Annotated in this window: 11 protein-coding genes; 10 read left to right on the top strand and 1 reads right to left on the bottom strand. The window is 35.7% G+C overall.

The features are described from left to right. Positions 1–103 precede the first annotated feature (103 nt). From NSA47_RS10305 to NSA47_RS10275, 7 genes are all read left to right on the top strand, one after another. Complete coding sequence (locus NSA47_RS10305; protein WP_257531671.1) at positions 104–1,138, top strand: TRAP transporter substrate-binding protein; 1,035 nt, start codon at positions 104–106, stop codon at positions 1,136–1,138. 199 nt (positions 1,139–1,337) lie between these two features. After that, positions 1,338–1,850 carry a TRAP transporter small permease gene (locus NSA47_RS10300; RefSeq protein ID WP_257531669.1) on the top strand — a complete coding sequence of 171 codons (513 nt, stop codon included), beginning with the start codon at positions 1,338–1,340 and terminating at the stop codon, positions 1,848–1,850. Next, positions 1,850–3,139, top strand: coding sequence for a TRAP transporter large permease (locus tag NSA47_RS10295; RefSeq protein ID WP_257531666.1), 1,290 nt, complete (start codon positions 1,850–1,852; stop codon positions 3,137–3,139). Before NSA47_RS10300 ends, NSA47_RS10295 begins: the two co-directional genes overlap by 1 nt. A gap of 116 nt (positions 3,140–3,255) precedes the next feature. Beyond that, the gene (gene ilvD / locus NSA47_RS10290; RefSeq protein ID WP_257531664.1) at positions 3,256–4,977 is read left to right on the top strand and encodes a dihydroxy-acid dehydratase; all 1,722 of its coding nucleotides are present in this window, start codon (positions 3,256–3,258) and stop codon (positions 4,975–4,977) included. Positions 4,978–5,008: 31 nt separating this feature from the next. Further along, positions 5,009–6,487, top strand: a complete 1,479-nt coding sequence (locus NSA47_RS10285; RefSeq protein ID WP_257531662.1) for a GntP family permease — start codon at positions 5,009–5,011, stop codon at positions 6,485–6,487. 185 nt (positions 6,488–6,672) lie between these two features. Continuing rightward, positions 6,673–7,545: a fumarylacetoacetate hydrolase family protein gene (locus NSA47_RS10280; protein ID WP_257531660.1), complete on the top strand. Its 873-nt coding sequence runs from the start codon at positions 6,673–6,675 to the stop codon at positions 7,543–7,545. A 188-nt stretch (positions 7,546–7,733) separates the two neighbouring features. Next, positions 7,734–8,507 (top strand): SDR family NAD(P)-dependent oxidoreductase, encoded by a 774-nt coding sequence (locus tag NSA47_RS10275; RefSeq protein ID WP_257531658.1) that lies wholly within the window; start codon positions 7,734–7,736, stop codon positions 8,505–8,507. 310 nt (positions 8,508–8,817) lie between these two features. Here the strand turns inward: NSA47_RS10275 and NSA47_RS10270 are convergent, their stop codons facing one another. Continuing rightward, complete coding sequence (locus NSA47_RS10270) at positions 8,818–9,549, bottom strand: FadR/GntR family transcriptional regulator (RefSeq protein WP_257531657.1); 732 nt, start codon at positions 9,547–9,549, stop codon at positions 8,818–8,820. A 379-nt stretch (positions 9,550–9,928) separates the two neighbouring features. On the opposite strand from NSA47_RS10270, the gene ilvD (NSA47_RS10265) reads away from it, so the two are divergent. From ilvD (NSA47_RS10265) to NSA47_RS10255, 3 genes are read left to right on the top strand one after another with little or no spacing between them, the layout of a single operon-like run. Beyond that, a complete protein-coding gene (gene ilvD, locus NSA47_RS10265) occupies positions 9,929–11,605 on the top strand; it encodes a dihydroxy-acid dehydratase (RefSeq protein WP_257531655.1) in 1,677 nt (558 codons plus the stop codon). A gap of 15 nt (positions 11,606–11,620) precedes the next feature. Beyond that, on the top strand, positions 11,621–12,571 hold the full coding sequence (locus tag NSA47_RS10260) for a 3-hydroxyacyl-CoA dehydrogenase family protein (RefSeq protein WP_257531653.1): 951 nt from the start codon (positions 11,621–11,623) through the stop codon (positions 12,569–12,571). 30 nt (positions 12,572–12,601) lie between these two features. Next, positions 12,602–13,669, top strand: a complete 1,068-nt coding sequence (locus NSA47_RS10255; RefSeq protein ID WP_257531652.1) for an MBL fold metallo-hydrolase — start codon at positions 12,602–12,604, stop codon at positions 13,667–13,669. Positions 13,670–13,681: the final 12 nt, after the last annotated feature.

Here is a 13,681-nt window from a genome sequence, read left to right as displayed (position 1 = left end):
CAGCGGTATTATGAATCAGAGGAAATGGGTTCCACTGCTTCATAAAGGCAAGAATTATAAAGGGAAAAAGCTATGCAAAAGTATGATAAAAGGGGGAAATGTTATGGGAAAGAGAGCATTAAGTATTCTGGTAATTATGACTATAGTTGCTACTCTAATGACTGGCTGTGGGACAAGCAAAGCAGATGGGAATGCAGTAGGTAAAGGACAAGGGGATGGAAAAACTTACGAAATCAATATTGGTATTCATACAAGTAAAGGTTCTAATGAAAACTTTACACTGGAAAGGTTTAAAGAGTTACTGGAGGAACGTTCTGAGGGCGCATTTAAGGTTAACCTTTTTCCTAATGGATCTTTGGGTACCGAACTTGAAAATCTAGAACAGATTAAAACGGGTGAAATTCAGATGGGGCTTTTTGGAGATAATCTAACCGGACAGCTTGCCAGTGAATTTGATCCTACGATTATTCCTTTCCTTTATGAGGATTTAGAAGATGTATATGCTGTATGGAATAGTAAAATAGGAGAATTGATTAATGATGCTGTAGAAGAAAGAGGAAATCAAATGGTAGTAACCGTTCAAAGTCGTGGGACTAGAAAATTAACTACCAGTAAAGAGGTTAAAACACCAGCAGATGTTGCCGGATTAAAAGTTAGGATTCCTGAAATTTCCTCATGGGTAACGGTATGGAAAGGATTAGGCGCTAATCCTACACCAATTAACTTGAACGAGGTTTATAGTGCATTACAGACTGGCATAGTAGATGGACAGGAGAATCCTTATGAACTTATTTATACAAATAAGTTCTATGAAGTAAATAAAAACATTGTTCTGACAGATCACATTAGTGGAATCTTTAAATGGACGATTAACAAGGATTTTTATAATAGCCTTCCAGAAGATTTGCAGAAGTTGCTAATGGATACTGCAAAGGAATGTACTGAATGGGGAGATGCCCAACTGGATGAACAAGAGGCAAAAATTGTAGAAGAATTAAAGGCGGCAGGTGTAAAATTTATAGAAATTGATAAGAAAGAATGGAAAAAGGCTGCAAGAGCGGGTATTGATGAAGCGGTTAAGACATTAGACCCAGATGTTAGAACATTAGTTGAAGAGTATCTTGCTTCCCAAGAATAAGTTGATTTTTACATCTTATACTATTCTATTTCTGCCCGTTGATTCGGGCAGGAATGACTTAAAAACCTAGAAAAATAGATAGTATAACAAAAATATATTTTAAAGATAATGATGCTAATTGTCCTATAGAATAATCCACAGGATACAGATAGCTTTTATCTAATCCCTAACTAAAATATACAGCAGGGGAGGAGTAGTATTGAGGCCTAAAAAGTTAATTAAGGTTTTTGATAATATATGTGCGTTTATGATGTTGATATTAATAGTTTTAACATTAACCCAGGTTTTCATGCGCTATATTCTAAAAATTAGTATTCCGTGGACAGAAGAGGTTGCTAGATTGCTATATGGAATTTTGATATTTTCTGGAGTCGTACTTCTTGAGGCAGAGAATAATCAAATAAAAACCACCTTTCTTTTAGAAAAACTCCCAAAGAAGGTTCATTATGTGATACAACTGCTTATTAACGTTGCTAGCATGATTCTTTGTGGCTCTTTAATTTATGGTGCGACAAAAATGGTGAAAAGTTCTTGGAGCATAACCCTCGGTTCCCTTCCATGGCTTTCTAGTGCAGTTACGTACATTGTTATAATTGTTTGTATGCCCTTTGTAATATACTGTCTAATAAGGCAAATGATGTATTTTGAAGAATATTTTTTAGAAAGCAGTGAATATGACCTAAGCGATATAGGAAGCGAGGTTGATGCATAATGATACTCGTTATATTTATAGGAGTTTTGGTTGCTTTATTCTTAATCGGTGCATCCATTCCATGGGCAATAGGTTTAACATCCATGATCGTTATGTTGATAGAATCAGGTTTCAATGGAAATCTATTTGGAACCATGGTACAGAAGATGGTTGCAGGAACCAATAACTTTACATTACTTGCTATTCCCTTTTTTCTTCTTGCGGCAAAGTTGATGAATGTAGGAAGTATCACGAAAAAGATCTTTAGACTTTGTAATGGATTAGTGGGATGGATTCCTGGAGGCTTGGGGCATGCCAACATAGCAGCTAGTATTATATTTGCAGGCATGAGTGGCGCAGCGGTAGCTGATGCTTCCGGGCTAGGCACAATTGAAGTAGAAGCGATGGCAAATGAAGGATTTGATAGGGAATTCTCAGCAGCAGTTACAGCAGCTTCCTCTACTGTTGGGCCTATTATCCCTCCAAGCATTAACTTGGTTGTATTTGGTGTTGCTGGGGGAGTATCTATTTCAAAACTTCTAATTGCTGGAGTTATTCCTGGCTTACTAATGGGTTTGACTATGATGGTTATGGTTTACTATTTTGCAATTAAGAGAGGATATCCTAGAAGGAAGTTCCCCACATTAAGAGAGTTTTGGGAACTTATATCCGATGCGTTCTTTCCTATTCTTACACCGGTAATCTTAATTGGGGGTATCACTATTGGAATCTTTACACCTACAGAAGCGGCAGCCATTGCAGCACTATATGCATTTATTCTTACTGTGATTGTATATCGAGAGATAACCTTAAAACAGTTTATTGTGGTAATCAAGGAAACCGTGCGTGAGACCTGTGCTATTATGATTATCGTAGCTGCTTCCAGCCTTTTTGGCTATCTGCTAATCAAAACACAGATCCCTAATATATTATTGGAAAACCTATTTGTGCTTACTCAAAACAAATATTTAATTCTTCTTCTTCTTAACTTGTTCTTATTAGTAATTGGATGTTTTATGGAGACTAACTCAGCAATAATGATTTTAACACCCATTATTCTCCCCATTACGACAATGCTTGGAATTGATCCGATACAAATAGGAATAATTATGATATTAAACTTAATGATTGGACTTTTGACACCTCCAATTGGTATGTGTTTATATGCAACAGCGAGGGTAGCTCGCATAAAACTTGAAACCATGATAAAGGCAATAATACCTTGGTATATACCCCTTGGAGTAAGTTTATTAATCGTTACTTATGTTCCAATTATTTCGCTATGGCTGCCATCTTTAATTAAATTATAATAGCATCTACTTGTATGTAAGAAATTATCGTAAAAAACTTAAGGTATTGGGGAGTCCCCAATACCTTAAAAATGAAAGCTTTGAATAAAATTTAAGATAAAAAGGGGGATGTTAAAATGTTAAATCAGAAAAGTGCGCCAGAAAGGGCCTTTTGGGCTCAATTTGATGCATTACAATTGGGTTCTGCCTTTGATGAAAAGGATATCACCAAACCTCAAATTTTAATTGAAGATGCCCATGGGGATAGCCATCCCGGAAGTACGCATCTTGACAAATTAGCAGAGCAGGCTAAATATGGAGTTTTTGAAACAGGAGGATTTCCCGCCCAATATCATGTAACCGATATTTGTGACGGTTGCGCCCAGGGGCATGATGGAATGAATATGATCTTGCCTTCTAGGGAAGCTATGACGGATATGGTGGAGGTACATGGGGGGGTATATCCCTTTGATGGAATGATTCTTATATCCTCTTGCGACAAATCTATACCTGCCCACTTAAAAGCGGCCGCAAGACTAGATATACCTACAATATTTATACCTGGTGGGAGTATGAGACCAGGACCCAATATGACAACATCTATGGTAGCAGGGGATATTTCTCTTCGTCAAAAAAGAGAAGGAGAAGTAAGTGAGCAAGAAGTTAGAGACTATAAGCTAACAGGTTGTCCTTCCTATGGAGCTTGTACATTCCTTGGAACGGCAAGTACTATGCAATGTATGGCAGAGGCTTTAGGTATGGCTCTACCAGGATCAGCTTTAATGCCTGCCACAATGAGAGATATTCTTCAAAATTCCAGAAATGCAGGAAGAAAAATAATGGAATTAGCTGAAAAAGGAATAAAGGCAAGTGATATTTTAACCAAGGAAGCCTTTATTAATGCAATAGTAGTGCATAGTGCTATTGGAGGTTCTACAAATGCTTCTATACATTTACCAGCTATTGCGGAAGAATTAGGCATTGAAATCACTCCAGAAGAATTTGATGAAATCAATCACAACATTCCCCATATTGGGAATATAAATCCTAGTGGACAACATTTAACAGAATCTTTCTGGTTTGCCGGTGGAATTCCAATGGTTCAATTGAGACTAAAGGAATATTTAAATCTTGATGTCATGACGGTTACAGGAAAGACCCTTAGAGAAAACTTGGAGGATTTAGAAAAAGATAATTTCTTCAATAGAAATATTGGATATCTTCATAATTATGGATTGAAAAGAGATGACGTGATTATACCCAATGATAAAGTAAAAGAAATTGGTTCTATAGCGTTCTTAAAGGGAAATATAGCTCCAGAAGGATCTGTATTTAAATATTCAGCATGCATGGAATCCATGAGAAATCATAAAGGACCTGCCAAGGTTTATAATTGTGAAGAAGATGCCTATTATGCAGTGGTAGAAAATAAAGTTGATCCAGGGGATATTATCATCATTCGCTATGAAGGCCCAAGGGGTTCTGGAATGCCTGAAATGTTGGCAACTACGGAAGCTATTGTTAATGATAAAAGATTAGATGGTTCTGTAAGCTTGGTAACAGATGGAAGGTTTTCTGGAGCTACAAGTGGGGCAGCAATTGGACATGTATCCCCGGAAGCAGCTTCAGGTGGACCTATAGCCTTTGTTAAAACAGGGGACATTATTGAATATAATATCGAAAACAGAAGTATTAATGTTGTTGGTATAGAGGGCAAAGAGTGTAGTGAAGAAGAGGTACAAGCTGTATTTGAAAAAAGGAAAAAGGAAGAGGGAGTTATTCCAAGACCAAAGAGGACGGGATTATTTAAGCGTTATACAGAACACGCATCTTCAGCAATGAAGGGTGCGAGCTATTAAATAATTTATAGAGAGTAAGGGGGAGTTATTTATGTCAGCGGTAATATTCTTTGTCGTTCTTGCTATTGCTATCGCAGCTTTAATGTTATTGATCACGAAAGTTAACATGCATCCAGTAATTACATTATTAATCGTAGCGCTTTTTACTGGTGTAGGACTAGGTTTTTCGGGTCTAGAAACAATGGGATTAATTTCAGAAGGATTTGGGGGCACTCTAAAGGGAGTAGGTCTTCCGATTATGCTTGGAGCAGTACTTGCTATGGGTATTCAAGATACTGGAGCTGCAAAATCTATTGCTAACTTCTTTATAAGATTGTTTAAAGGGAAGAAATTGGAATTAGCTCCATCACTGACAGCATTTATTGTTTCTATACCTGTATTTGGAGATATCACCACGGTATTGACTTCCAATATTGCTTCTATCCTTTCTACTCGTAAAGGGATTTCCATGGCTACAATGGCAGCATTTACAGTGCTTGGATTAAACTTAACCCATGGTGTTGTACCACCAACTCCTGGTATACTAGCTGTTACAGAAGTCATGGGAGCGGATTTGGGATTAGTTATCTTCTATGGCATTATCATCTCATTAGTTGGATTTATGGGAACATGGTTATTATTAAGAAGGTGGACAGAAAAGGAAAAAATATTACCTAATCCAAATTTTGTAAAAGGTATCAAACCAGCAAAAGCAGATGATACGGTAGAAGATTTATTAATAGAAGGAGAAAACTTACCAGGTACTTTTGCATCAATGTTACCTATTTTGATTCCTGTTGTATTAATTTCTCTATCATCGTTCATAAACATGTATGTTCCAGAAGGAAATGCCATAAGAGAAATCTTTGCATTTTTAGGGGATAAAGTAGTAGCACTTTCACTAGCTGTAGCCTATACAATGTTTTTAGGATTAAAATATAAGAAGTCTGTTATTGAAAGTAACTATAATGCAACACATAATGATAATGGGGCAGAAGGAGAGTTGGCAGTAGCAACAGAATTAGAAAATCAGGATATGGCTAAAAACAGCAATATTAAGGATATACTTCTAAATAGCTGGATAGCCCGAGGATTAGAGGTGGCTTTAGCGGCAATCCTTATTACAGGAATGGGTGGAGCGTTTAGTCAAGTTATTAAAAGTGCTCCTGCAGTAAATGAAGTAACATCCCTTGTTGATGGTATACCCATTCCAGGAATATTGATTCCCTTTCTTTTAGGAGTATTAATGATGACAGCCGTTGGATCCATGACAACAGCTGGAATGACAGCCGCAGCTCTTGTTTATCCAATGTTGCCTGTACTGGGCTTAACACCACTTGCAGCAACCTTAGCCATAGGTTCTGGAACCTTAGCTCTTAATCATGTGAATAACAGTGGTTTCTGGGTAACATCCCAATTCTTTAATTTAAGTACAAAACAGACTTTAAAATATATAACATTCCCCCATGCAGTTGCAGCAGTTATCAATATCCTTGTTATATGGGTATTAAGTAGTGTAGGAATAATCTAAGGGCAATATAGATAAAAAATTTACTTCTTAAAGTAGATGAATCATATTAATAAAATCTTAGGCTTTCTCTTAAAAGGGAAAGCCTAAGATTCTATAGGATGCTTTCTACGGTTAGTAAGAAATAGCATGACCAAGGCATAGCTATCCATTTTCACTTTTAGTATATATTAGGAGGGTATCTATCGATGAAATTATTAAACTTTATGAAAAACCAAGAGATAAGAATCGGAGTAAAAACAGATTGCGAAATATTAGATATCAATAAAGCCGGGGAATTACTGAATATAGAAATGCCAAATACATTAGATGATGTAATAAGAAAAAACAAAGGAAAAGCTATCGAAAAAATAGTAGAGAATTCTAAGGGAAATGCTGAATTATATTTAAAGGAAGAAGAAATAGAATTTGCACCCTGTATAATGAATCCACAAAAAATTATTTGTGTAGGATTGAATTACATAAGCCATATAGATGAGCTTCAAATACAAGACTTACCTAAGAGTCCTGTGTTATTTAGTAAATTTAATAATGCCTTAGCAGCTCACAATGAGGCCATTACAATACCTAAGAATTCCGAGAAAATAGACTATGAGGCAGAATTAGTCATTGTTATAGGGAAAGAGGGCAAGAATATTGAAGAATCAGAAGCTTTATCCTATGTATTCGGATATACTGCAGGAAACGATTTTTCAGCAAGGGATCTTCAGTTTATAAGTAGCCAGTGGTTGATTGGCAAATCCTTTGATGGCTCTGCACCTGTAGGTCCTTATATCATCCCTGCAAAGGGCATCAATCCCCAAAATTTAAAAATACAATCTAAAGTGAATGGAGAAATCAGACAATCATCAAATACCAATAAGATGATTTTTAGCTGTGCAGCTATTATATCTTATATTTCTAAACATATGACTTTAAAGCCGGGAGATATTATTTTTACAGGGACTCCTGAGGGAGTAACCCTAGGATATACAACTGAAGAAAAGCAATATCTGAAATCAGGGGATAAAGTAGAAATTATTATTGAGAATATTGGAGTACTTAGCAATACTTTAGAGTAATGAATCCACAAAAAAATTACAATTTTAAGGGATATCTAGACGAGGTAGCTATCTATGTATGGAGAGGATGTTTAATAATAGAAAAAAGTAGCAGATATTATCTCAACAAGTTATTAGGAAAGAAATAATAATTAAATTTATAAAACTTTATTTAGCTCTGATAATAAAAAATTAAAGGAGGTAACATTTTGAATATTTCTTTAGAGGACAAGGTGACAGTTATAACTGGAGGTACAAGGGGAATAGGCCTATCCATAGCTAAGGTATTTGGTGAAAATGGTTCTAAGATCGCTATTTGTGGAAGAAGTGAATCAAATATAAATCATGCAATAAAAGAGTTAGAGGCTGATGGTATTGAAGTATTGGGAATGAAAGCTGATGTATCCAATGAAAAGGAATTAATAAATTTTGCTGATGAAGTAGAAAAAAAATATGGTGGTATAGATATTTGGATCAATAATGCTGGGATATATCCATTAGTTAAAATGCTAGATATGTCCCTGCAGGATTGGGAACAATTGTTTGATATTAATGTTAAGTCGGTATTTATAGGTTCCAAAATTGCTAAGGAAAAATTAATGAAGAGAAAGGGCGGAGTAATCATTAATGCAGCATCCTTTGCTTCTATCATGCCCTCTGTTACTGCAGGAGCATATGCAGCTACAAAATCTGCAGTTTATAGCATGACGAAAAGCTTAGCAGCAGAATTAGCTCCACATAATATAAGGGTTTTAGGATATATACCTGGGGTAATCGATACAGAGATGAATAAAAAATTATTAGAAAAAAATAACAAGGCCATTATCGACCCACTGGCAATGAAAAGAGCGGGAACGGTTGAAGAAGTTGCCTATCCCTTATTATTTTTAGCTAGTGAATACGCATCCTATATAACAGGCACCTTTATAGAAATTTCTGGTGGTAAATTTTGCGTACAAAATCCAAGTGCAGTTTGGGAATAGAGTATAATTATAAGCAATATTGATCAAGCAACGGTATGATTAGGAAGACTAACTAGATTAAGGTCTAGATTCTGGATACAAAAATTCAATACAGATTGTAAATAATCTGATATGTAAAGAAAGAACATATTCTTTATGATAAAAGTAAATGATAAAAATAGATATGATGTACCCATAAAGTTATCAATATATTTCACCCAGATTATAAAATTTTATAATCTGGGTGAAATATATTGATAAGGTAAACTTTTTGAATACTATATAGACTACATTATAAACAATATTTTTTTGAATATAAGGGGGCTGAATTTTAATCTAGTAAACCAACATTTTTGATATGTTTTAAATGTCCCCGCATAATAGTTTTTGCCATCTTAGGATCATTTTTACGAAGGGCTTCAATGAGTGATAAGTGGTCTTCAATGGATTGCTGAAAAAGATCTTTTTTAAATGCGTTATAAACAAATCGCTCATAGCTTACCCTTACAACTTGTAAAGCAATAAGGAAAAGTTCATTTCCAGAGATCCTGGCTAATTCCGAGTGAAATTCAAAATCATATATTGTAAGAGAAGCAGGATCATTAAAACTTTTTTTCATTAATTTTACCAAAGATTCTAGTTTTTTAACATCGTCTTTGGTAGCATTTTTTGCTGCACTATACGCTATGCCGACCTCGATGATTTCACGAAACTCCATAATATCCTTAGAATGTGAATACTTGGCGACTAAATCAAAATTCATTGGATTTTTTATTTCAGATTCTGAATTAACATAGGTACCATTTTTAGTTCTGCAAATTAAATTTAACCTTTCAAGAGGAGCGTAGGCCTCCCTTAGGGTACTCCTACCAATGTCTAATTTCTTACAAAGCTCAATTTCATTTGGAAAAATATATCCTTCGGGAAGTTCACCGCTTAGAATAGAATTTCTTAATGTGATAAATAGCTCTTCAGATAACCTTTTTTTGCTACTAGGGTTTATTTCTTTTAATACATTATACAGTTTTTGATTTTCATCTAGATTTAAATTGTTTTTTTGCATAGAGAAAACGCCCTTTCATAATGTAGATAAACAATATAAATTCACATAATAAATATGTTCTAGGAGTAATTACTTGTAAACCTTAAATTTCCTTATAAAAAAGATAGATGGAAATTAATGAATATAATATAGCATTATAATTAGTTTGGGAGCAGTTGATTTATTAACAATTCTTCTATGAGGCTATTTTAATCATTTATCCCACTATCTATTAATCATTAAGCATTTTTATAAAAATGTCAATGATAGAATTTTTAAAGGATATTTAATCGCAAAACTTCATTGACTTTTCTGAAAAATGGGAATATAATTTAGGTAACGATGTCAGACATCATACATTAACATATAAAGATACATTAAATTTTACTGGAGGTGGGAAATGAAGTATAGAAGCAGTGGTAATTTGAAAGGAATGGATAAAGGGTTTGCTAGAGGTTTGTTTAAATCCATGGGCTATACAGATGATGAACTGATGGATAGACCTATAATTGGTATCGCTAATTCTTGGAATACTTTAGTACCGGGACATTTTAATTTGAACCAAGTTAGTGAATTCGTTAAAAAGGGAATATATCGTGGGGGTGGTACAGCCGTAGAATTTGGAGTAATCGGAGCATGTGATGGAATAGCAAATGGGCATGAAGGCATGAAGTACATACTCCCTTCACGGGAAGTTATTTGTAACTCAATTGAAATCGAAGCGCAGGCACATAAATTGGATGCGCTTGTCATGCTTGGTTCTTGCGATAAAATTATTCCAGGTATGATGATGGCCGCTGCAAGATTAAACATTCCCGCAATCATCGTAAACGGTGGACCAATGGTGGGTGGTATTGAATTTGATGGTAGAAAATCAGATGCAACATCCATGGATGAAGCACTTGGTATGGTAAAATCTGGGCAACTTGATGAAGAATTTCTTGGAATTCTTGAAAATACTTGCTGTCCTAGCTGTGGCTCTTGTGCTTTTCTTGGAACAGCAAATACAGTTAGTTGCTTAGCAGAAGCATTGGGAATGAGTTTGACGGGAAGCGCCCTTGTTCCTGCAACCTATGCGGAGAGGTTAAGAATTGCCTTTAAGTCTGGAGTTGAAATCTGTAGACTTGCAAAGGATGACCTTAAACCTCGAGATATCTTAACCAAGGAAGCAATTCGTAATGGAATTAAAACGACAATGGCAATTTGCGGATCAACCAATGCGGTACTTCACTTAAGTGCACTTGCATATGAAGCAGAATTAGATATGAATATCGTAGAAGAATTTGAGAAATTAAGTAAGACCACTCCTCAGATTGTTAAGGTCAATCCTGCAGCTAAGTGGGATATGGAAGAATTTTATAGAGCCGGAGGCATACCCCGTGCAATGAAAAATTTAGGAGATCTTATAGAGGGTTCGGTTATGACCTGCACAGGGAAAACTATGGCAGATAATTTAACCCAATATCAATATGATTACCCACCTAATGATGAAATTATAAAAATGCCAGAAGCACCCTTTGAGAAAACTGGAGGAATTGCAGTTCTACATGGGAATATTGCACCGAATTCTGCAATAACAAAACCAGGGGCATTTGATAAATCCTTGCACCATTTTTTAGGCAAAGCAAAGGTGTTTAATAGTGAAGAAGAAGCCAATGATGCCATTCTCGGGGGTAAGATTGAACATGGTGATGTCGTTGTAATTAGGTATGAAGGTCCAAAGGGTGGTCCAGGAATGAGGGAAATGTATAAGGCCATGAAGTTTCTTTATGGAATGGGATTAAATAAAACAACGGCCCTAATTACTGATGGTAGATTTTCAGGAACTAATAATGGATGCTTTGTAGGCCATATTTCACCAGAAGCAGCAGAGGGAGGCCCTATTGCAGCCATTGAAGATGGTGACATAATCGAAATAGATATTGCAAAAGGGGTCCTAAATGCAAAGGTGAGCGAAGAGGAAATAAAAAAAAGGCTTAAAAATGTTGTTAAGCCTAATAGAGAGATACCAAGAGGATATTTGCAAGTTTATGCAAAACTGGCTTCATCCGCAGATAAGGGTGCTGTGATACTATAAAAATTGGAGGGGAAGATGAAGACTAAAGCAGATATTAAGAATATTGTAATTGCTGGTGCAGGAATCATGGGGGCATCTTTTGCACAAATTTTTGCTAGGTATGGCTATCATGTGAATTTATTTGATATTTCAGATGATGCAATAGCAAAGAGCAAGGAACTGATCAGAATGAACCAAAAAAACACAATTGAAGAAGGTGATATAACAAAAGAAGATTCAGAAAAACTAATATCAAATATTAGCTATACGTTGGATATGGAAGTTTTTAAAAGTGCGGATTTTGTTATTGAGGCCATTGCTGAAAAATTAGCTATTAAGCATAAATTTTGGGAACAAGTTTCTAAAATGGTTTCAGAGGATACCATTTTGACCACTAACACATCTGGTTTATCAATAAATAAAATTGCAGAAGTGGTGAACATACCTAAACGTTTTTGTGGCATGCATTGGGTAAATCCTCCTCATATTATTCCATTGGTGGAAATTATTGCAGGAGATAAAACAGAAAAGAGTACATTAGAAATTGTAAAAGAAGTTGCTTTATCCATACATAGAAAGCCGGTGTTAGTAAAAAAGGATATTAATGGATTTGTGTTAAATCGTTTACAATATGCCCTAATAAGAGAAGCCTTTCATATTGTTGAAAGTGGTGCTGCAAGCATTGAAGATGTTGATCATGTTATGAAATATGGTCTTGGAATGAGGTATGCATGCATAGGGCCTTTTGAAACAATTGACTTTGGGGGATTAGATATATTCTTTAATGTTGGAAGCTATATGTTTAAGGAACTTAGTAATTCCCAGGAGGTTCCAAAACTCCTGGCAGACTTATATGCTCAAGGTGCATATGGAGTAAAAACAGGCAAAGGATTTTATGATTACAGCAATGGGCAAGGGGAAAAAGCCATTGAAAAGAGAGATAAAGACTTTATGAAGGTCTCTAAATGTCTTCATAGGAATTCATAAATATTTATTAAAAATAAAGGGGGAAGGAATATGGAAAGAGAAATTATTAAATCAGATGGACGTGGCATTATTGCAGGGGATTATGTAAATCAAAATCATGATATTGATCGTGATCAGTGGTTAAGAGATAGCTTTCCAGAATGGGGAACACTACTTAATCAAGAGATTGAGAACAGACAGGTACCAAAAGGAGAAGTAAGCCTTTGGTGGTGTGGAGGCCCTTCATGGATTCTAAAGACAGATGAAGGAGGCGTCTTTTTCATCGACCAATATTGCGGACCATCCATGTACACATCACATTATTATTGCGGTGTTTGCAAGCAGGCAGGCGCTGATAGCATTAATTGGATTAGACTCAATCCACATGTTATAGATCCTTGGAAGTTTAATCAGTTGGATGGCGTATTCTGCACCCATGCCCATCAAGATCATTGTGATATTTATGCAGTTAAGGCTGCCTTAAAGACTACTGATGCACTTTTTTATGCACCGCCTGTTGCAGCAGATAAATTAAGAAAATTCGAAGTGCCTGAAGACAGACTTGTTGTTGCCAAGGTCGGAGAATCAGTGAAGGTAAAAGGTGCTGAAGTGGAATTTCTTATTTGCTATGACCAGACAGCAATTAAAACAGGTGAAGGAGAAGTAAATCTTCCATTTGAGGAAGCTGCTTGTTGTTTCTTATTCAAAACATCAGGAGGAAACATATTATTTATGGGTGATACTTGGTATCACGATGGGTATGTTGCAATTAAGGAAAATTATGATATTGATGTTGCAATATTTGATATGGGTAGCAATGCGCCAGGGGCAACAGACAAGATGACCCCTTATGACTGCGCGCGAGTTGGGCAGGCTGTTGGAGCAAAGCTTTTAATTCCTGATCACTATGACAATTGGGCTAATACTGCAGGTGATCCTGAGTTATTGGTGAATCAGTTTGTAAGAATAGTAGAAGAAAATACCCCTGAAATCAAGACCATGATTATGCGTTGTGGCGGTAGATTTGATTATCCAAAAGATCAAGATAAGAAAAGATACAGATATCCAGATGGAAGTGAGCATTATGATTTCTCAAAATCATCTTTTGCAAAGAAATAAGAGAATGTAATA

Source organism: Irregularibacter muris (assembly GCF_024622505.1).
Classification (GTDB): domain Bacteria; phylum Bacillota; class Clostridia; order Eubacteriales; family Garciellaceae; genus Irregularibacter; species Irregularibacter muris.
This window is presented reverse-complemented; position numbering and strand designations above follow the sequence as displayed.